The following is an 18,079-nucleotide window of genomic DNA, read 5'->3' on the forward strand; positions in this document are numbered from 1 at the left end:
ACGGCGCGATGGGGGCGTGCCGGGGTAACCCGTCGGGTGCGGGTGTACGGGCAGCTCGACGGGCCGAGTGGTCAGCGGTCGAGGTCAAGCACGACCTTGCCGCTGGTGAGACGGGCGGCGAGGTCGTGGTGGGCCTGGCGGGCCTGGCCGAGCTTGTAGACCGGGCCGTTGAGTGGCTTGAGCCAGCCGTCGGCGACCGCCGCGAACAGCGCGGACATCGAGTCGTTGAGGTGGGTGCGGGAGGGATAGAGATTCGGCAGCCAGAAGCCGCTGACGGCCTTGGAGCCGGCCAGCAGGCTGGTGATCGGCACGAGCCCCTCCGCGCCGGTGACGGCGCCGAACACCGCGAGGCGCCCGCGGGGGGTGAGGGCGGCGAGGGTGGCGTGGAAGACGTCGCCGCCGGTCATCTCCATGGCGGCCGACACGGGACCGCCGGCGGCCTCCAGGATCCGGTCGGTGAGGCGCTCGGGGCTGGAGGAGTCGACGACGGCGTCCGCCCCCAGGGCGGTGGCGGTGCGACGCTTCTCCTCGCTCGAGGCCATGGCGACGACCTTGGCACCCGCGTGCTTCGCGAGCTGGACGGCGAGCGAGCCGACCCCGCCGGCGGCCGCCGGGACCAGCACGGTGTCGGCGGCGGTGACCCGGAGGTCGGTGAAAAGCAGGTGCCACGCGGTGTTGCCCTGAAGGGTGAGGGCGACGGCGTCGTGGTCGGCGATATCGTCCGGGACTTCGAAGGCGAGCTTGCGGTGGACGAGGGCGGTCTCGGCGTATCCGCCACCGCGGCTGAGCGCGATGTAGCGGCGCCCGTCCTCGGCGACGCCGAGGACCTCGTTGCCCGGGATGAACGGGGTGGGCATGGGGGCGGGGTACGAGCCTTCGCGCAGGTGGATGTCGGCGTAGTTCACGCCGGCCAGCCGCGTGCGGAGACGAAGGTGGCCGGGGCGGAGCTCCGGCTCGGGCATCTCGGTCGGCTCCAGGACTTCAGGGCCGCCGAACTCCCGAACAGCTATTGCACGCATGTTGTTCAAACCTAAATATTGCACGGTGGATTCTCGGTGAAGCGCCCCTTCGGTGATGCGCTCGGACAGCGAATATACCTGGCGCAAAAATGCAGAATCCGCTGCGCATATAGGGGAGGCGTGTACGGCGACATGGCGAGTGGTATTCGTCACGTGACGCTCCGTGGCCGAATCCAGATGGTTGCTCACTGTGAGAATGCAAGGTGAAGGCCTTGCTGTCGCTCACTGCTCCGCCTGCGGAGTGTTGCTTGGGTGCCTGGTGGAGATCATTTCTCAGTCTCCGAAAATACCCTGGTCCTACTCGCGTAGATCCCCTTGATTTCTTGACCGTGTTCGGGTCGCTACTTAATGTCTTCCCTGCGGCAAGGGCTTGCCGCGCATTATTGATGGGGGATCAGGTTATGAGGCTTCAGCTGAATCCGGGCTCGGTCACCACCGGTGAAGCCCGTCGTCCAGAGGTCTCGCGAATCAGGCGGAATCACCGCGAGTGAGAATGCCTGCGGGCATGGCGGCCACGGATGGTCACTGCGAGCCGGGAGGCCTACGAGAACGACGCCGCCCGGTGGCCACGGGCCGTGACACAGAACCGGGTGCGCCGCCGACGAGGCCGCACGGAGAACACGCTGGATCTGTCGGCGCGGTGCCCCTATGGTGCTGCTCCCGCCGCAAGCAGGCCGGCGGACCGGGACGCGAGCAACCAGCTCAGCGCCCGCTGAAATGAGACCGGCGTCCTGGAGCTACCAACTCCTGGACGCCGGGCCCGACGCCCCAAGAGGCGCCGATTCACTACCACGTGCACGCGGGACTTCTTCGCACGAGACCGCCGCGCACGTTCCTACGAAGCACGGAGTATCGCATGCCCGCCATACCCAGCGGAACCCCGACCTGCCCGACCCCGGACACCCGGCCGCGCCTGGCGGCCAAGCTCGCCGACATGATCCCGGGCGCCGCCAAGGTCGCCGTCGGCTTCACGGACCCGGTGACACAGTGGCCCCACGCCTACGCCCGCGCCGCCGACGCCACAGGCCGCCCGGTCCGGCTGAGCCCCGTCGCCCGACGGGTCGTCGCACGCTGGGTCGTCCGGGCCCACCCGGACGCCGACTGGACGAGGCCGCACATCCTGGACCTCACCACCGGGCAGCTCACCGCCGCCGACCACACGCCGGTCCGGGGCCGCTGACATGGCGCGAATACGCTCCATCAAGCCGGAGACCTGGGTGAGCGAGACGCTCGCCGAGGTGTCCATCCCCGCGGTGCTCACCTTCCTCGGCATGACCAACCACGCCGACGACCACGGCAGACACCGCGACAACGCGGCGGTCGTCTACGGCCTCATCTGGCCGCTGCGCGACGAGGTGAGCCGCACGGACGTCGAGGACCACCTCCGGCAGCTCGCCTCCGTCGACGCCATCTGCCGGTACACCGGCTGCGACGGCCGCCGGTACTTCCACTACCCGACCTGGCGCAACCACCAGAAGATCGACAAGCCCAGCCTGTCCCGGCTGCCCGCGTGCCCGCACTGCGAGCCGGAGCGGTGCGGCGTCTGCAAGGGCCCCTGCATCCAGCGGGCCGCCCTCGCCGATGCCCCGGGAACGGTCGCCGAGGACGCCGCGAACGCTCCCCGAGGATTCGGCGAAACCTCGGCGAACACTCCGGCAGCCCTCCCACAGCAGAACGAGCCCCACGCTGTACCCGCAGCGAAGACGCCCCCCACCGCTGCCCCAGTAACGGACACAGCGGTCGGCACCGAGGGTAAGCCGGTCCCGAGCCCTCGAAAAACCGCAGGTCAGGCCATATTCGGCGAAACCTCCCCGAAGGTTCGCCGAAGCCTCGACGAGGGCTCGGCGCCTGGATCTAGGATCTTGGATCCTGGATCTTCTTTCCCTACGGGGCGCCAGGCGCCTGACGCGGACACCGTCTCGGCGAACCAGCTGATCGGCGAGTACGTCGCCGCCTGCGCCGAGCGCCCGCCGGGCAGCGTCCTCGGCCACCTCGGCAAGGTCGTCAAGACCCTGCTGGACGAAGGCATCGCTCCCGACCACGTCCGCGCCGGGCTGCGGCGCTTCGTCGAGATCCAGGGCCACCCGTCCCGGCTGCCGAGCCTGGTCAACGACGCCATGAACGCACGAGGCGCCGGTTTGGCGCGGCCGGGAATCCGGCCTAACGTGCCCGCACACCAGGCGTGGACTAACCCGGTCGACGCTGCCGCCGCCTACGCCGAGGAGCTGTGATGCGCACCCACCGCGACCCGCAGACCCTCGCTGACGCCCCCTCGGTGCTCGACCGGATGGCCCGCATCCTCGCCGCCCGGGGCATCGACCACACCACGATCGACGCCCTCCCCGACGAGGTGGAGCCCTACTCGGCGGAGGCCGCGCTGTCCGCCGGGCTGCCGCCGCGCTACCGCGACGCGCTCGCCACGAACCCGCAGGTCCTCACCTGGGTGCGGCATGTGGCCGCCCAGGCCACCGCTCCGGGCCTGGGCGCCCGCCGCCAGGTCACCACCGGCCCCAGCCTGCTGATGGCCGGGGTCGTCGGCGCAGGGAAGACCCACGAGGCGTACGGCGCTGTGCGCGCCCTCGTGCAGGCCGGCATCGGGGTGCGCTGGCGCGCCACCACCGCCGCCGACCTCTACGCGGAGCTGCGGCCCAGCTCGGACACCGACGCCGAGCGGGTCCTCGCCGCCTACAGCCGGGTGCCGCTGCTGATCCTCGACGACCTCGGCGCCGCCAAGTCGAGCGAGTTCGTCGAAGAGCAGACGTACCGGCTGATCAACCGCCGCTACAACCACATGCGCCCGACCCTGATCACCACGAACCTGCCGATCAGGGACCTCAAGGCCCACCTCGGTGACCGCGTCACCTCCCGGCTCGCCCAGATGACCACCCGGGTCGAGTTCGAGCCGGTCGACCGCAGACGCCTCCAGCGCGCCGCCTGACCGCCGCAGCGCCCGGCCGCCCCACGGCGAGCCAACCGACCTTCACCGACCAAAGCGCCCTCTCCGCCGACGCCGACCTCGCGCGCGGATAGCGATCGGAGCAACCCCGCATGACCACCACGACCCGCCCTGCCCGCCACCGCTCGCTCGGCGACCACACCTGGCAGGACCAGGCCGTCTGCACCCCGACCGAGTACAACCCCGTCGACCCCGAGACGTTCTTCCCGGGGCCGGAGGACGCCGACAAGATTGCCACCGCGAAGGCGCTGTGCGCCCAGTGCCCGGTCGCCCGCGTCTGCCTGGACGCCGCCCTGGAGACGGGCGACACCCATGGCATCCGGGGCGGCCTCACCGAGGAGGAACGCGAACCCCTGCACACCAAGATCGCCGAACGCCTCGACTACAGCCGCGTCAATGCCACCCTCGCCGGACGCGACATCCACCTCACCCGAGCCGAACGCCGCGCCGTCGTCCTCGCTGGCTACCGCCAGGACGTCCCGGTCGAACGCCTCGCCTGGCTCCTCAAGATCAGCCCGGAGCACGCCCTCAAGCTCTATCGCGAGACCCGCCGAGCGATCCGTCACCGGCAGATCGCCGAGGAAGCCGCCCGCGCCGCCTGGGCCGACCAGGGAGCCACCGAGCAGCTCAGCCGCGACGACTTCGGGACGGCCGCATGAGCACCACCACCGCGACCACCCCGACCGCCGCCCACGTCACCGGCTGGGACCGCGCCGTCGTCATCGCCCTCGGCGCCTCCGGCTGCGCGCTGAGCTTCTCCGCCCTCCAGCAGATGGCCGTCGCCATCCACGTCCGGGGCTTCCTCACCTACCTCTTCCCGATTATCGTCGACGGCTTCATCTCCTACGGCGTCCGCGCACTGCTGGTCCTGCGCACCGCACCGCTGCGGGCCCGGATCTACGTGTGGACGCTCTTCGGCGCGGCCACCGGGACGAGCCTGTGGGCCAACGCCCTGCACGCCGTCCGGCTCAACGAGCAGAACACCACCTCCGGCCTTCGGCTGGGCGACATGGTGGTCGCGGTGCTGTCCACCATCGCCCCGCTCGCCCTGGCCGGCGCCGTCCACCTTTACATCCTCATCGCCCGAGGACCGGTCAGCCCCGCTGAGCCGGTCGGTCACGGTGACCGACCGGCCGAGGCCGACCTCGGTCAGGTCACCCCCGACCCCGGTCAGGCCACTGCGGAGGAAGCCGGACTGACCGGGCGGCCGGTGGCGCCGACCGCCGGTCAGGACAGCGCCGATCACCCCGCCTTCGGTCAGCCGGTCAGCCACCCGGTCACCGCCCCGGTCAGCCGCCCGGTCACCGCCCCAGCGCCGCAGCCGCCGCTGACCCCGGTCAGCCCGGTCAGCCTGACCAAGCCCTCTGACCTGGGCGGCCACCCGGACACCGACCGGCCGGTCACCAACCGACCGGCGGACAACGGGTCGGTCACCGCCCAGCAGGTCAGCATCGCCGAGGTCACCGGTCAGCCGGTCAAGGCCTCGGTCACCGTCCCGCAGGTCGCTGACCGGGACGGTGACCGCCGAACTGACCTGGACACCGAGGACCTGCTGAAGATTGCCCGGCAGGCGGTCAAGGAGGAGGACAAGCTGACCCGCAAGGTGGTCGCCCAGGCGATCCGAGGTCAGCAGATCCCGCTGTCCAGCGACACCCTGACCCAGCTGATGTCCCAGCTTCGAGCCCAGCACGGTCAGCCGGTCACCACCAGCCGGGACTGACCGACACCGCACCGCCGGGGTGACCGACCCGGTCGCCCCGGCCGGTCACCCACCCGAACCACACTCGAACGGGAGCACCCCACCATGCGCACCACCCCCGCCACCTGGGCCGAGGCGGACTCCTGGCTCGCCGTCCTGCATCAGCGCGGTCACCTCCATCAAATCGAAACCGGCTCTGACGGCACCCGCAGCGTCCAGCGTGGCCGGCACTCGCACCCCTGGACCCTCCACCACCCCGTCCTCGCCCTCGACTTCGTGGAGGACCTCGTCCGCGAGATCCGCCAGCAGGACACCGAGGCCAGCCGGTGACCGCCACCGGGCCGGACCGCACCACGGTGGGACTGGAGCGTGACCGTGATCGGGCTCCTGCCGGAGCAAGTTGTGGGGTAAGGAGTCCTTACCCCGCCCCCGCCCCGGAGGGGGCGGAGGCTCCCCGGTCGGTGGCAGACCCAGGGGGGCCTGCCACCGACCGGGGAGTCGGCCCAGGGGTGCCGACGAAGGGGGAGAAGCAGCAGAGCCCGCCGACCGACGACGCCGTCCGCGTTGCGCCGCGCCGCCGCCTGCGCCAAAGCGTGCCGCGTACCAATCGCATCTGCCCCCGCTTCAGCGACCCCGAGTGGTCCCTCCTCCAGCGCGCCGCAGCCCGAGCCGAACTCGCCCCCGGCGGCTACACCGCAGCCGCCGCCGTGGCCGCTGCCGCAAGCACTGATCCCAACGCCGCGGTCGCCGACTACCGGCGCGGCATTCAAGAACTCATGGAGTCCAACCGCCAGCTCGGCGCGGTCGGCAACAACCTCAACCAGCTCGCCCACTACGTGAACGCCGGCGGCCAACCCGGCGCCGAGCTGCGCCAGGTCCTGGCCCGCGTCGAAGCCTCCATCGACGCCGTCGACGACGCCGTCGACTGGCTGGTCCGCCGGTGATCCCCAAGATCCGCACCGGCACCGACCGCTCCTTCCCCCTCATCGACTACCTCTTCGGCCCTGGCAAGCATGAGGAACACACCGACCAGCACCTCGTAGCGAGTTGGAACGGCTTTGCCCCAGACCCGGGCCCCAACCCCGAACGGCACCAGGTCGCCAAACTCGCCAACCAGCTCGACCAGCCCGTCAAGGCCCTCGGCAAGCAGGCCCCGGCCACCAGGATCTGGCACTGCTCCGTCCGTACCGCCCCCGGCGACCGCCACCTCGACGACGCTGAGTGGGCCACCATCGCCCGCCGCATCGTCCAGGCCACCGGTATCGCCCCCGAAGGCGACACCGCGGCCTGCCGCTGGGTCGCCGTCCGCCACGCACCCGACCACATCCACATCGCCGCCACCCTCGTGCGCCAGGACGGCCGCCTGGCCGGCCTCTCCTTCGACCGCCGCAAGGCCCAGGCCGAGGCCCGCCTCATCGAGAAGGAGTACGGCCTGCGCCGGCTCAACCCCGGCGACGGCACCGCCGCCAGGAACCCCACCAGCCAGGAGCACTTCAAGGCCGAGCGCACCGGCCGCACCGAGACCCCACGCGAGACCCTTCGCGAAGCCCTCCGCCAGGCCGTCGCTGGAGCCGCGAACGAGGAGGAGTTCTTCACCCGCCTCCGCGAAGCCGGCCTCCGGGTCAAGCTGCGCCACGCGCCCTCCGGTGACGCCCTCGGCTACAACGTCGCCCTGCCCGGCGACCGCAACGCCAGTGGTGAGCCCATCTGGTTCCCCGGATCCAAACTCGCCCCCGACCTCTCCCTCCCCAAGATCCGCCGCCGCCTCGCCGCCGCACCCGCCACCGGCGCCCCCGCGCCGGACGACCACACCGCCCGCGCCGGGCGCTCCGCTCCCGCGCACTGCCGCCGGGACGCCGCCGGTGTCGCCGAGCGCGCCGCCGCCGTCCTCGACCAGGACGACGACGAGGCCGCCGCCCACCTCATCGGCGCGGGTGAACTCCTCGACGCCCTCGCCCAGACCTCCCCGGCCGCCACCCGCGCCGAACTCCGAGAAGCCGCCCGGGCCTTCGAACGCGCCACCCGCAGCCACGTCCGCGCGGAGAAGGCCGACATCCGCGCCCTGCGCTCGGCCGCCCGCGGAATCGTCCACGCCGGTGGCGCACTTGGGCGTGGAGAGGACGGCGGCGCCACTGCTATGGTCCTGTCCACCCTCGTCCTGGTCACCCTGGCCGCCGCCCGCTGGCACTCCGCCCGGGGCCACGCCCAGCAGGCCACCGCCTCCCGCCAGGCCGCCGACCACCTGCGCGCCGCCTACCGGCAGGCCGCAGCCACCCCCATGCGCACCATGTGCGAGATCGGCCGCGCCCTCCCGAAGGGCGAGCGGTTGCGCCACGACACCACCATCCGCACCGTCCTCGGCAGCACCGGCAACCCGAAGGGGCCGGCGCCCGAGTACGACGCCCTGGCCGCCGTCCTCGCGGAAGCCGAGAAGGCCGGCCACGACCCCAAGGCCCTCCTGGAGAAGGCCGTTGACCGGCGGGAACTGGAAACCGCCCGCAACACCACCGACGTCCTCGTCTGGCGCATCCGCCGCCTCGCCGACCTGCCCGCCCACCTCGAACACCCTCACGTCCGCACGGCCGCCAGCACCCGTGCCCGGACCGTGCCGGCCCAGGCCCGCCCCGCGCAGCCGGCACCGCCCCAGCCCCCGGCCGGCCCGCACCGCCCGGCACCACGCCGCTGACCCCGAAACCCCTCGACACCCGGTTCCACCAGGTGTTACGCAAGTACCCGAGCACCGCGAACGGAGAGCCCGTGACCAGAACCACCGAGCACACCACCACCGCCCCGACCCCGATCACCATCCAGGCCCCGGCCGCCTCCGACCCGCTCCTACAACTGGAGTACGAGACCCAGCCGCCCAGCGGACCCGAGACCGTCCGCCTCGCGCAGTGCCCCTCTGAACTGGCGCTGCGCGGCATCCCGGTGACCTGCGCCAGCTGCCGCGCGCGCCGCGACTGGCTGCTGATCAACCACCGCCGGCACGTCTGGATCGGCTGTCGCTGCGGGGCGGAGTGGCTGGAGCCGGAGATCACCCGGCGGGACTTCGACGCCATGATCGCGGACCCGACCTGGACTCGGTACGGCAGCCTCACCGAGGCCCGAATCGCCCTGGGGTTCGACGGCATGTTTGCCGGGCTGTACCTGGAGTAGGCAGGAAACGCGAAGCGACCGCCACCGGCGTCGGGCGGCGGTCCCTTGCGCTTGGTCAGCGCTCCGGGGCCGGAGGAGGTGCTGGTGAGGGGAGTCGGCCGGAGACGGTCAGCCGGTGGAGGCTGAGCCGGACGGCGGCCGGGCGCAGGCCGAGGCTGTCGGCCAGCGTCTCGGGTGCGAGGCCGGGGGCCTGCTGAAGGTGTTCGAGGACGGCGCGGTCGGTCCGCTCGTCGGCCGCGCGCATCGTGCGGTAGGCGCCGAGCGCGCCGCCAGCGAGGGCGAACAAGCCGATGGCGCACACCGCGTAGGCGTCGGCCAGGGCGGCCGGGACGGCGGTGGCGGCGCCCAGGATGGCGAGGGCGCAGCAGGGGATGAGCGCGCCGGGGCGGCGGATCGGGCGATCGGTCATCGGCGGGCAGTCCTTCCTGGGGCTGGCCTGGTCACGGGCGTGCCGGCATCGTGCCGCGGAAGTCGCAGCCGGGGAACAGGGCGAGGGCATTGGAGGAGGTGGGCACGGCGGACTTCGTCAGCTGCTGGTGTCGGTGGCCGGGCTGGTACGCAGGTCGCTGCGGTGGCCCTGGCCGATAGGCTTCCAGCACTGGAGGGTGGACGGCTTCCAACGGGGGCGGTCGGGGACGCTGGTGTCGTCGGGGGCGGGAAGGGTGCCGCGGTTTCGGCGGTTGCGGGCGGCGCCGACGCTGATGCCCAGGTGCGCGGCGACCTCGGCGTAGCCCCAGAGCTGCTGGTCGTCGGCCATGCGTTGTCCTTCCTCGGTGCTTCGGTGACGAGCGTACGCGCCGCCGCTCGGGTGGGCGTACGGCGAGGCCGCCCCGGTCCGGTTGGTGCGGGGCGGCCTTGTGCGGTGGTGCTCAGGAATCGGCGAGGTGGTTGGCGAGGTTGAGCGCGGCGGTGGCGACGGCGAGGGCGGAGCACAGGCCCGTGACCTCGTGGAGGGTGGGACGCACCAGGCGGGGCCAGTCGTCGGGGGCGGCGGGCCAGGTGGCGAGGTGGACGTCGGTGGTGGCGAGGCCGAGGCGGGCGGTGACGTCCCAGCCGGCCTCGGAGGCCTTCTCCCATCGCAGCAGGATGCGGCCGAAGGGGAGTCTGGGCACCGTGTTCGGGATCCAGAGGACCTGGATTGGCTGGCCGGGGTCGGTGGGGACGCGGCGGACGAGCGCTCCGCTCGCCCACGGCGGCACGGGGTGCAGCGCGAACCGGTCGAGCGGCTGTGGGAGGGCGAGACGATGGGTGGTGGGGATGCGGGTCTCCTCGGGGCGGTTGGTGGTTCAGGCCCAGGCGAGTTCGTCGCGGACGGCGGCGGGCAGGTAGCTGTCCTGGCCGTCCTCGGCGAGGTAGGCGATGCCGTCGTGGACGACGACGTCCGTGCCGATGTAGTGGGCGAAGGCCCAGTCCGGGTTCACGGCGAGGCGGACGCGCAGGTTCGGGTCGACGGTCTGGAGCTGGGCGATCAGGTGGGCGACGGTCAGGTACTGGGGCACAGCGGTCTCCGGGCGGTGTAGGGGCGGTGGAGGGACGGGCGGTGGTCACGGGAGATTGGGGAGGAACCTCTCGCACAACACAGCCACTCAGGTCCTCTCGGCGGATGGGATCGTCGGGTCGGGAAGGCGGCGTCGGGGACGGACGAGGACGGGTTCGTCGGCGGGCCACGGGTCGCAGCACTCCCAGGGGAAGTCCCGGGTGAGGACCACGGTGCCGTGCGGGCCTTCGACCTCGGGCAGGCCGCAGACGCCGCATCCGCAGGTCGGGTCGTACGGGCCGGGGTCGGCCGGGTAGGGGCCGCAGGCGAAGTAGTCGGTGCGGCGCAGGCGCCCGGGGGCGTGGGTGGTGAAGGCGGAGACGATCAGGTCGCCGGGGCGGACCTCGTCGGCGCGGACGATCCGAAGGGCAGGGCTGCCTAGGAGGAGGCGGGCGGCGCGGTGGGCGGTGGCGGAGGTGACGATGAGCGGGTGGAAGACGACGTGGTGGGTGGTCATGGCACTGCCCCTCGTGGTGGGCGGCTGCCCCGGCGCGGGCCGGGCCAGCCGGTGGTGGTTCAGTCAGCGAGGCGGCAGGAGCGCTGCGGCAGCGGCCCGTCCTCGGGGCCGAGAAGGACCAGGCCGTCGTCGGCCAGGCGGCCGAGGGACCTGGCGACGGTGCGGTCGCGCAGGCCCAGGGCGGTGCCGATCCGGCGCACCCGGGTGCCGCCGGGGGACTTGGCGAGCTAGGCGAGGACGCGGGCATCCCGGCGCAGGTCGCTCTCGTGGACATCGTCGAGGGTGAGCAGCAGGCCGCTCACGGCGAAGCCGAGGCTGAGGGCGAACGTGCTGGAGACAGGCGGGACGAAGAAGGCGTTGGTCAGGCCGAGCGCGGAGATGACCGGGCCGGGGACGCGGGTGAGGACGGTGATGATCGTCAGGGCTGCTTTCTTTGCCGGAGTCGGTGGCGGTGCCGGCCGGTCAGGCGCGCTGGCGCGGTATGGGCGGGGCTTCGCCGCCGTGGGCCTCGATCAGGTCCCGCACCAGGGCGACGGGGACGTGCAGGTAAACGGATTCGGTGGGGTCGTCCTCGTCCGCGCCGGGGTCGAGGTGCTCGCGCCCGTGGGCCCACGGTTCGGGGCGGCGGGTGGGGAAGCCGACGTCCAGCGTGGCGGCGGGCAGCAGGAACACGTCGGCGGCGTCGGGTGCGAGCACCGAGAGGCGGAAGCCGTCCGCGCACGCGATGTGCGGGTCGGCCAGGGCGCGGCCGAGTGCGTCGCGCGCGGTGCCGTGGGCGATGCGGTGGTCGAGGCGGGGTGTGGGCAACGAGTCCTCCGGGAGCGGTAGTTGGCCGGGTCAGTGGGCGGGGGTGGCGATGAGCGCGGCGAGGAAGCCTGCGACGGCCTCGGAGGGGGTGTGGACGCCGAACTCCTGGGTCCACGGGGCGGCGCCGATGGGCTGGACCTGGATGCGCCAGAGGATGCCGCGTTTCCAGGCGCCGGGGTCCTCGGGCAGCCAACCGACGTACACGAGCCCGTCCGGGCTGGTGCAGTGCACGTTGGCCTCGGGGGTGTCGACCATCGGCCAGCCGAGGCCGGAGAGCAGGGCGAGGACCGGCGCCGCGCTGTGGTCGGACACGAGCCAGGAGCGCTCTTCGGCGGACGGGCGGACGGGGGCGGGCAGGAGGCTGCTGGGGGTGTTCACGGGGGCCGGTCCCTTCGTTGACCTGCGGTTTCAGCGACACGAGTACGTTGACATGCGGCGTCCCGAAGTTCGTAGTCGTTTACCGGGAACGGCCCTCTGCCGTGGGCGAACCGGGCGGGAATGGATCGGGGTGCCTGGGTGCTGAAGCAGGGTTACGGCGCTACGCCGTACGGGATCACGAGGGGGATGAAGGCGATGGCGGCGGGCAGAGGCCGGGACATGGCGGCGCTGGAGCGCAAAATCCGCAGCGCGGGGCGGGCGTGGACGTTGGGCGACGTCACGGCGATCGGCGAGGGCCAGTGGGCCGTCGCCACGACGAGCCGCGCCGAGCGGCGGCAGGAGGAAGCGGTGGAGGCGCGGCTGGCGGATGGCCGGCGGGTGGAGCTGACCATGGAGGAGCTGGCCCGCGTGGTGGGCGCCACTGACCCGGGTGCCCACCACGAACCGGAGGCGAACTGACCTGCGGCTAGCGCCGGTTCGCCACCGGCTGGGCCGCGGCGGCAGCCGAAGGCGGGGCGGGCTGGTCGGCGGGAAGCCCGAGAGGGTGGGGTGCCCGCGAGCTGCGGGCGGTGGCGGCCCGCGCGCGCTGGGCGTTGGGACTGCCCTCGGCGGTGAGCGCGAGTTCGCGGGCGTCGATGACGTGGCGGATCATCTGGACGGCCGTGTTGCTCTCGGCGTAGGCCGTGCGCAGGGCGCTCGCCGAGGCGGTGATCCGGTCGAGGTCGTAGAAGGCGGGGACGTGGCCGGGCCGGGTGAGGGCGTGCAGCCGATCCTGGTGCACGGCAATGGAGTTGGACACGACGACGAGGTGGGAGCGGTGGTGCATGGCCGCGCGCAGCATCGCGTCCTCGACGGGCAGGCGGGGCGCGGCCTTCTCGAGTTCGGCGATCGGCCGCTTCCAGGCTTGCTCGATCATGGCGTCCGCGTGGTCGAGGGCGGTGGCGTCGGACACGGTGTCCTCCGAGACGTTGGTGGGGTGGTCAGCGGGCGGGGCCGGCGAGGGTGACCTGAGGGGGCGCCGGCGGCCGGGTCGAGGTGGTGTAGGCGAGCGCGGCGGCCGGGGCGCGCGTCGCGGTGATGGAGCGGGAGGTGGCGGCCCGGACGCGCGCGACCTCCAGCGGGCTCGGCGCCGTGGGCGTCGCGACGGCGCCCGCGGGCAGGCGCGCGACCTCCGCGCGCCGCAGGTACCGGTGTACCGGGGACGGGTCGAAGGCGGCGGCGGTGAGTGTTTCCAGCAGGGGTGCGGGCACGTGTGAGGAGGCTGTGGCGTACCAGCGGCGCTCGGGCGGTCCCGATTCGAAGAGCCACCGTGCGCTGGTGTCGTCCATCTCCTCGGCGTGCGGCAGGAAGCCGGGGCGCGTCGCGCGCATGACGAGCTGGTCGGGGCTCTGGACGACGATGGGCTCCGCCCACCGTCCGGCCACCCGGCGCGGGGCGGGCTTGCCGGGGCCGAGGTAGGCGTCGGGGCCTTGGGTGTAGGCGTCGGCGAGGGCGGTGGTGAAGTCCTGGACGATCTCGTTGGGTACCCGGTCGTCGAAGGTGACCAGCCACCTGGGGACGGTCGCCTCCGGACCGGCGCTGATCTTCCAGAGCGTCGAGTCCTGGCCCTCGGGCAGGAACGCCAGGCGGGCCGTCAGGTCCGGTGCGGTGACGTAGGCGTTGCCCAGCTCGTCGTTGCTGGCAGCCCACCCGGCCCTGAGTAGCGGGGTGATGGCATCGGTGGCGTCGGCCTCCGACCCCGCGAGGTAGCGCGGCTGGACGCGGTACTCGCGGGGCTTCTCGGGGGTGTACGGCATGAGGGGTTCCTTCGGGCGGTCAGCGCCGACGCGCTCCGCCGGGCGCCGGCACGGCAGCAGCTGGGGCGGTGGGGCCCTGCGGCGGGCTGGCGTTCGGACGGCGGGCCGGGTGCGGGGCGCGGCGGGCGGTGACATGGGGCAGGTGGCGGGCCGGGATGCCGCGGAGGGGCCGCTCGACGGGCTCGGGGGAGCTGAAGGCGAGGGCGGCGCGTAGGAGCGGGTAGAACGGCACGCCGATGGTGAAGTCCGCACGCCAGGAGGGGTGTTGCGGGTCGCCCGCGAGCATGGTCCACGACGGCGGGGCCAGGCCGGCGACCTCCGCGTCGGTCGGCTGGTGGCCGACGCGGTGCCGGTATCGGGCGGTGGTGTCCGGCGCGACCTGGTCGTGGAAGCCCTTCGGTCCTGGGGCGGGCTGCCAGCCGCGGTCGGCGAGGACGGAGGCGGGCGTGCCGGGCAGGTGGTGCGGCCCGCCGCGCAGGTAGTCGCGGTGCCCGCTGCGCAAGCCGTCGACGAGGACGGCGGTGAAGGCGGCGGTGATCTCGGCGGGCGTGCCGGGGTCGAACGCCGCACGCCACAGCGGCTTTGAGTCGGGTGCGGGGTAGCCGTGGACGGTCCAGGCCCACGAGCGGTCGGGTGGGCCGGAGCAGGTGATGGTGGCGGTGCGGCAGGGGCTGGTGAAGCGGACACTTCCGTCCGAGGCGCGGGCGCGGCTCCAGCCGGGAGCTGCGGCCAGCAGGCCGGTGACGAGGCGGTGGTCACCGGGGCCGGCGAGATGCAGCGGACGAACAAGCAGAGGGGCGGCGGAGGACAACGGGGGCTCCTGAACGCGGCGGGGAGCGGACCCGCACACCGCCAACGGCGGCGAGGCGGCGTGCGGGCCCGGGGCGCTGAGATCGGGGAGCTGCTCTGAGCTGGGAGTCCACGGTGGTCACCGCCCCCGCGCGGGGTGGGAGGCTGCGGTTGAGGCGGAGGGGATGCGCGGTTGCGGCACCGAGGCGTGGCTGAACGGTGCGGAGGGGGCCGGGCTGCGGCGCAGTGCCGCAGCGGTGCGCACGGACTGCGCGGGGGAGGCCAGGGTACGCGTGGCGGCCGGCACTGCCGGGGCCACGGTGGTCGTGTGCCGTTGGTCCCACTGCTGGAGGGCGGTGTAGACGGGGCCGAGCGCCTGTCCGGCGTCGGTGAGGATGTAGGGGGCGCCGTGCACCCCGTTGCCGGCGCGGGCGACGAGGCCGTCCGCGTGCATGCGGCTCAGCCTGGCGGCGGCGGACTGCTCGGACGCGCCGAGGCGTTCGGCGAGGTGGGGAGGACGCAGGCTTCCGTGCTCGGAGAGCAGGCGGACGGTCTCGGTGGTGTCCGCCAGTTGCAGGCGGTGCAGGGCGTCCTCGATCCGGTCGTACCGGCCCTGCGCGGGGTGGTCGACATGGTCGATGGACCACTGGGCGAGCGCGCGGTAGACCGGGCCCAGCGTGCGGGCAGCGGGCGAGAGCCGGTAGGGCGCCAGACGGTCGAACTCGCCGTCGCGGGCGACCAGGCCGGCCTCGGACATCGCGGCCAGGCGCTTGCTGACGTACGACTGGGAGATCGACGGAAAATGCGGGGTGACGTCGGAAACGCGCATCTCCGGGCCCCACTTGGCGATGGTGTGGACGACATGGGTGGTCCACCTCGGGGCGAGACGGCGAAGGACAGCCTCGGCGCGCTGCGCGTCGGAGATGTTCATGGAGGTCGACTGGGAAGACATGGCGGCGCGGGTCTGGGACATGGCGGTGGTTCCTGGTCAGCGGGAGCGGGTCGGTTGGGCGGATACGGAGGGGGTGGCCGGCGCAGGCCTGGCGGCAGGTGGCGTGGTGGGGCCGGTGGCGCTGCGGGAGAGCGCGGCGGACACACGCTGGTCGGCGGCGCGCGAGGCGTCGAGGAGGGCCTTGCCGGCGGGCGTCAGCGAGAGCAGGTGGCCCAGCCGGTAGGACGATGAGCTGGTGTCGGCAACGACGAGGTCCTCGGCTATCAGCTCCTCGACGGTCTGCGGCCAGACCGACGGGCTCTCGCCACTGCCATCGGACATGAACTTGTAGCCGTAGACGGCGCTTTTGCACAGCCATAGACCACCGCGGTCGATCGTCGCCAGGGCCTCGAACTCCCGGACGCGGGGGTCGTATCCGGCCGACGCGCCGGGCAGATCGGGCGCTGCGGCCGGCACCGGGGCGACGCTGGCCGTCGCGTCCTTGAGAGCAAGCCGGCTCTCCGGTGTAGGCAGGCCCGCGTCGGTGCACCGCCCGTAGGCGTTGACCGCGCTGCTGAGTTGCTCGTAGGCCGCTCCCCGGCGGGCGGTGAGCAGTTCGACCTGGAGGCCGGCGGACTGGATGATGCCGTTGACGCCGCGCATGGTGGCGTGGTCGCCGCGGGCGATCGGTTCCAGGCGCTCGATGACCGTCTGGGCGCGGGCTGCGAGTTCCTGGTGGAGCTGGTCGACCTCGCGGGCCGAGGAGGCGACCATGACAGCAAGGCGACCGAGAGGGTCCGAGCCGGGGTAGCCGGCGTTCAGCTCCCAGGCGTTGCGGGCGCCGAGGCGCTCGTAGACGAGGTGGGCGCCGGGGTGGGTGAGCTGGTCGTGCGGGTTCACCGGGCCGTCTCCATCCGCGCGAGGAGGGAGCGGACCAGGGTGGGCAGGCTGTCGGGGCCCTCGCCGCCGAGGCGAACCACGCTGACCGACTCGTCGAGGAGACGGCGGGCGTCCTCGGTCAGGGCACCGGTGATCTCCGTGCACGCCTCGGTGAACTCCGCAGAGGCGAGCAGGGCCTGGCCCAGGATCTGCAGGTAGCGGCCGGGCGGGAGGGCGGCCTCGGCGGCGAGGGTCGTGATTGCTTGCCGGTCCTGCAGGGCGTAGCCCGACAGGTGCTCGGCCTCGCCGGTGGCGATGGCCGTGGCATCGACCGGCAGGGCGGCTTCGGAGACCAGGAGGTCGACGGCCAGGGTGAGGTCGGCAAGCGACTCGCTCAGCCAGCCCAGGGCGGAGGCGTAGGACGCGAGGGCGAACAGGGTGGCGGGGGTGGTTGGGAGCCTGGCATCCAGCAGGTCCTTCAGCCGGTCGGCAAGCGCTGTGATCACCTGCGGCCCGGCGGTGAGCGGTCCGAGGACGGGGTGGAGATGGGAACGCGAGGGCGAGGTGTCGTGCCGGGCGGTGACGATGCCGGAGACGGCCTGGGCGGCTTCGGCGAGCCACGCGGCGAGATCGGCGTGCGTGGGGGCGGGGGTGGTCATGAGCGGGCCCTTCGGGTGGCGGCGCCGGTGGCGAAGCCAGGGGATGCGGTGGTGTACGCGGGGCTGCCGGCGGCCACCGGTACGGGGCGTACGGACCGGGCGCGGGCGGCGCAGACGCGGGCTTCCTCGGCCGGGCTGCTGCCGGACGGCAGGTTGAGTCCGGTACGGCCCAGGCGGTTCTGCGCGGAGCGGTAGACCTGGTAGTCGAGCCGGGGGCCGGCAGCAACGAGATGGACCTCGCGCCGGTGCTGGGACTCAGTGGGCGCGTCGCGGAACTGCACGACCAGGCGGTGGCTGGCCCACTCATTTCCGACGCCGAGGTAGACCTTGTGGTAGCCCTCCAGCCGGCCCTCCAGGCGAGTGGCGACGCGTTCGCCACGGACCAGGTCCTGCAGACTCAGCAGGGCCTGGTCGCGGATGGCGTCCGGGAGCTGGTGCAGGTCCGCGATGGCGTCGGGGTGGGCGGAGAAGGCGAACTTGACGCGGCTCACAGCGACCGCCCCCGATCGGGCTGCGCGACGGCTGCTGCCGCGGGCGCGGACGCCAGTGCGGCGGCGGCGTTGGCCGGTGAGGTGGTGCTGCGGGCGAGGGCGGCGCGAGTGCGCAGGGCGTCGCGGCGGTACTCGGGCGGCTCGGGCAGCGGGGTGGAGCGCTTCTCCAGCCACTCATCGGCGGCGGCGTGGTCGGCGAAGGCCCCCTCACGCACCGTGTAGGTCCACTGATCGGGCTGAAGCGTCTCGATGAACAGGCGGACGGGCAGCTCCTTGGCCTCGCTGTCGACGGCGATGCTCCAGCCCTCGGTCTCGGCCCCGTCGATGACCCGGTAGTCGGCGACCTCCAGGTACTCGCCCGAGCGCTGGATGCGGTCCTCGACCTGGACGGACAGCTCGTCGGCTGGGGTGGGGCCGCCGAGGACCGGTGCGAGCGCGTCCGGCGGGCAGCCGCGGTTGACGAGCCAGTTCTGCGCGAACGCGAAGGTGGCGTGCCGTTCCCGGTGCATGCTGAACATGCCTCGG

General features: G+C 73.1%; 26 protein-coding genes and 1 pseudogene. 10 read left to right on the forward strand and 17 right to left on the reverse strand.

From position 1 onward, the window contains the following. Positions 1-71 precede the first annotated feature (71 nt). Positions 72-1,019 carry a zinc-binding dehydrogenase gene (locus AB0D10_RS35780; protein ID WP_360263806.1) on the reverse strand — a complete coding sequence of 316 codons (948 nt, stop codon included), beginning with the start codon at positions 1,017-1,019 and terminating at the stop codon, positions 72-74. Positions 1,020-1,875: 856 nt separating this feature from the next. Between AB0D10_RS35780 and AB0D10_RS35785 the strand changes: the two genes are divergently transcribed. The 9 genes from AB0D10_RS35785 (at position 1,876) to AB0D10_RS35825 (ending at position 8,830) form a co-directional block, all read left to right on the forward strand. Further along, the gene (locus AB0D10_RS35785) at positions 1,876-2,199 is read left to right on the forward strand and encodes a transcriptional regulator (protein WP_360263807.1); all 324 of its coding nucleotides are present in this window, start codon (positions 1,876-1,878) and stop codon (positions 2,197-2,199) included. Position 2,200: 1 nt separating this feature from the next. After that, positions 2,201-3,250 carry a hypothetical protein gene (locus tag AB0D10_RS35790; RefSeq protein ID WP_360263809.1) on the forward strand — a complete coding sequence of 350 codons (1,050 nt, stop codon included), beginning with the start codon at positions 2,201-2,203 and terminating at the stop codon, positions 3,248-3,250. Then, positions 3,250-3,957: an ATP-binding protein gene (locus tag AB0D10_RS35795; RefSeq protein ID WP_360263812.1), complete on the forward strand. Its 708-nt coding sequence runs from the start codon at positions 3,250-3,252 to the stop codon at positions 3,955-3,957. Before AB0D10_RS35790 ends, AB0D10_RS35795 begins: the two co-directional genes overlap by 1 nt. 110 nt (positions 3,958-4,067) lie before the next feature. Then, positions 4,068-4,634 (forward strand): WhiB family transcriptional regulator, encoded by a 567-nt coding sequence (locus tag AB0D10_RS35800; RefSeq protein ID WP_360263814.1) that lies wholly within the window; start codon positions 4,068-4,070, stop codon positions 4,632-4,634. Next, positions 4,631-5,695: a DUF2637 domain-containing protein gene (locus AB0D10_RS35805; RefSeq protein ID WP_360263816.1), complete on the forward strand. Its 1,065-nt coding sequence runs from the start codon at positions 4,631-4,633 to the stop codon at positions 5,693-5,695. Before AB0D10_RS35800 ends, AB0D10_RS35805 begins: the two co-directional genes overlap by 4 nt. Positions 5,696-5,779: 84 nt before the next feature. After that, positions 5,780-6,004, forward strand: coding sequence for a hypothetical protein (locus AB0D10_RS35810; RefSeq protein WP_360263819.1), 225 nt, complete (start codon positions 5,780-5,782; stop codon positions 6,002-6,004). A 179-nt stretch (positions 6,005-6,183) separates the two neighbouring features. Next, on the forward strand, positions 6,184-6,618 hold the full coding sequence (locus AB0D10_RS35815; RefSeq protein WP_360263821.1) for a MobC family plasmid mobilization relaxosome protein: 435 nt from the start codon (positions 6,184-6,186) through the stop codon (positions 6,616-6,618). After that, entirely contained in the window at positions 6,615-8,360 is a 1,746-nt protein-coding gene (locus AB0D10_RS35820; RefSeq protein ID WP_360263824.1) for a mobilization protein, read from the forward strand. The genes AB0D10_RS35815 and AB0D10_RS35820 overlap by 4 nt, the downstream gene beginning before the upstream one ends. A gap of 71 nt (positions 8,361-8,431) precedes the next feature. After that, positions 8,432-8,830 carry a hypothetical protein gene (locus tag AB0D10_RS35825; protein WP_360263826.1) on the forward strand — a complete coding sequence of 133 codons (399 nt, stop codon included), beginning with the start codon at positions 8,432-8,434 and terminating at the stop codon, positions 8,828-8,830. Positions 8,831-8,885: 55 nt separating this feature from the next. Here AB0D10_RS35825 and AB0D10_RS35830 read toward each other — a convergent pair whose 3' ends face one another. The 8 genes from AB0D10_RS35830 to AB0D10_RS35865 form a co-directional block, all read right to left on the reverse strand. Next, on the reverse strand, positions 8,886-9,239 hold the full coding sequence (locus AB0D10_RS35830) for a hypothetical protein (protein WP_360263829.1): 354 nt from the start codon (positions 9,237-9,239) through the stop codon (positions 8,886-8,888). A 117-nt stretch (positions 9,240-9,356) separates the two neighbouring features. Then, positions 9,357-9,587, reverse strand: coding sequence for a MarR family transcriptional regulator (locus tag AB0D10_RS35835; RefSeq protein ID WP_360263832.1), 231 nt, complete (start codon positions 9,585-9,587; stop codon positions 9,357-9,359). 112 nt (positions 9,588-9,699) lie between these two features. Continuing rightward, entirely contained in the window at positions 9,700-9,942 is a 243-nt protein-coding gene (locus AB0D10_RS35840) for an esterase (protein WP_360263834.1), read from the reverse strand. Positions 9,943-10,116: 174 nt separating this feature from the next. Next, positions 10,117-10,329, reverse strand: a complete 213-nt coding sequence (locus AB0D10_RS35845) for a hypothetical protein (RefSeq protein ID WP_280683814.1) — start codon at positions 10,327-10,329, stop codon at positions 10,117-10,119. Between the two features lie 87 nt (positions 10,330-10,416). Further along, positions 10,417-10,824 carry a hypothetical protein gene (locus tag AB0D10_RS35850; protein WP_360263836.1) on the reverse strand — a complete coding sequence of 136 codons (408 nt, stop codon included), beginning with the start codon at positions 10,822-10,824 and terminating at the stop codon, positions 10,417-10,419. Between the two features lie 59 nt (positions 10,825-10,883). Beyond that, entirely contained in the window at positions 10,884-11,024 is a 141-nt protein-coding gene (locus tag AB0D10_RS35855; RefSeq protein WP_360263838.1) for a hypothetical protein, read from the reverse strand. 262 nt (positions 11,025-11,286) lie between these two features. Further along, positions 11,287-11,631, reverse strand: a complete 345-nt coding sequence (locus AB0D10_RS35860) for a hypothetical protein (RefSeq protein ID WP_360263841.1) — start codon at positions 11,629-11,631, stop codon at positions 11,287-11,289. A 30-nt stretch (positions 11,632-11,661) separates the two neighbouring features. Next, complete coding sequence (locus AB0D10_RS35865) at positions 11,662-12,009, reverse strand: DUF317 domain-containing protein (protein ID WP_360263843.1); 348 nt, start codon at positions 12,007-12,009, stop codon at positions 11,662-11,664. 138 nt (positions 12,010-12,147) lie between these two features. On the opposite strand from AB0D10_RS35865, the gene AB0D10_RS35870 reads away from it, so the two are divergent. Beyond that, entirely contained in the window at positions 12,148-12,468 is a 321-nt protein-coding gene (locus AB0D10_RS35870; protein WP_360263846.1) for a hypothetical protein, read from the forward strand. 7 nt (positions 12,469-12,475) lie between these two features. Here AB0D10_RS35870 and AB0D10_RS35875 read toward each other — a convergent pair whose 3' ends face one another. The 8 genes and pseudogenes from AB0D10_RS35875 to AB0D10_RS35910 form a co-directional block, all read right to left on the reverse strand. Then, the gene (locus tag AB0D10_RS35875; RefSeq protein WP_360263849.1) at positions 12,476-12,961 is read right to left on the reverse strand and encodes a hypothetical protein; all 486 of its coding nucleotides are present in this window, start codon (positions 12,959-12,961) and stop codon (positions 12,476-12,478) included. Between the two features lie 28 nt (positions 12,962-12,989). Continuing rightward, entirely contained in the window at positions 12,990-13,805 is an 816-nt protein-coding gene (locus AB0D10_RS35880; RefSeq protein WP_360263852.1) for a DUF317 domain-containing protein, read from the reverse strand. A gap of 19 nt (positions 13,806-13,824) precedes the next feature. Further along, entirely contained in the window at positions 13,825-14,616 is a 792-nt protein-coding gene (locus AB0D10_RS35885; protein WP_360263855.1) for a DUF317 domain-containing protein, read from the reverse strand. 117 nt (positions 14,617-14,733) lie between these two features. Continuing rightward, entirely contained in the window at positions 14,734-15,567 is an 834-nt protein-coding gene (locus AB0D10_RS35890; RefSeq protein WP_360263858.1) for a winged helix-turn-helix transcriptional regulator, read from the reverse strand. Positions 15,568-15,582: 15 nt separating this feature from the next. Then, entirely contained in the window at positions 15,583-16,425 is an 843-nt protein-coding gene (locus AB0D10_RS35895) for a hypothetical protein (RefSeq protein ID WP_360263861.1), read from the reverse strand. Continuing rightward, on the reverse strand, positions 16,422-17,063 hold the full coding sequence (locus AB0D10_RS35900; RefSeq protein ID WP_360263864.1) for a hypothetical protein: 642 nt from the start codon (positions 17,061-17,063) through the stop codon (positions 16,422-16,424). Before AB0D10_RS35900 ends, AB0D10_RS35895 begins: the two co-directional genes overlap by 4 nt. Next, positions 17,060-17,554, reverse strand: a complete 495-nt coding sequence (locus tag AB0D10_RS35905) for a hypothetical protein (RefSeq protein WP_360263867.1) — start codon at positions 17,552-17,554, stop codon at positions 17,060-17,062. The genes AB0D10_RS35900 and AB0D10_RS35905 overlap by 4 nt, the downstream gene beginning before the upstream one ends. Continuing rightward, positions 17,551-18,079, reverse strand: a pseudogene (locus tag AB0D10_RS35910) (glycosyl hydrolase); the annotation flags it as partial. The gene AB0D10_RS35905 and the pseudogene AB0D10_RS35910, both read right to left, overlap by 4 nt.

It is taken from the genome of Kitasatospora sp. NPDC048545, assembly GCF_040651155.1.
GTDB lineage: Bacteria > Actinomycetota > Actinomycetes > Streptomycetales > Streptomycetaceae > Kitasatospora.

Coding starts and splice junctions, on each gene's coding strand:
- AB0D10_RS35780 (WP_360263806.1), bottom strand. CDS start 1,019: ATGCGTGCAATAGCTGTTCGGGAGTTCGGCGGCCCTGAAGTCCTGGAG.
- AB0D10_RS35785 (WP_360263807.1), top strand. CDS start 1,876: ATGCCCGCCATACCCAGCGGAACCCCGACCTGCCCGACCCCGGACACC.
- AB0D10_RS35790 (WP_360263809.1), top strand. CDS start 2,201: ATGGCGCGAATACGCTCCATCAAGCCGGAGACCTGGGTGAGCGAGACG.
- AB0D10_RS35795 (WP_360263812.1), top strand. CDS start 3,250: ATGCGCACCCACCGCGACCCGCAGACCCTCGCTGACGCCCCCTCGGTG.
- AB0D10_RS35800 (WP_360263814.1), top strand. CDS start 4,068: ATGACCACCACGACCCGCCCTGCCCGCCACCGCTCGCTCGGCGACCAC.
- AB0D10_RS35805 (WP_360263816.1), top strand. CDS start 4,631: ATGAGCACCACCACCGCGACCACCCCGACCGCCGCCCACGTCACCGGC.
- AB0D10_RS35810 (WP_360263819.1), top strand. CDS start 5,780: ATGCGCACCACCCCCGCCACCTGGGCCGAGGCGGACTCCTGGCTCGCC.
- AB0D10_RS35830 (WP_360263829.1), bottom strand. CDS start 9,239: ATGACCGATCGCCCGATCCGCCGCCCCGGCGCGCTCATCCCCTGCTGC.
- AB0D10_RS35835 (WP_360263832.1), bottom strand. CDS start 9,587: ATGGCCGACGACCAGCAGCTCTGGGGCTACGCCGAGGTCGCCGCGCAC.
- AB0D10_RS35850 (WP_360263836.1), bottom strand. CDS start 10,824: ATGACCACCCACCACGTCGTCTTCCACCCGCTCATCGTCACCTCCGCC.
- AB0D10_RS35880 (WP_360263852.1), bottom strand. CDS start 13,805: ATGCCGTACACCCCCGAGAAGCCCCGCGAGTACCGCGTCCAGCCGCGC.
- AB0D10_RS35890 (WP_360263858.1), bottom strand. CDS start 15,567: ATGTCCCAGACCCGCGCCGCCATGTCTTCCCAGTCGACCTCCATGAAC.
- AB0D10_RS35900 (WP_360263864.1), bottom strand. CDS start 17,063: ATGACCACCCCCGCCCCCACGCACGCCGATCTCGCCGCGTGGCTCGCC.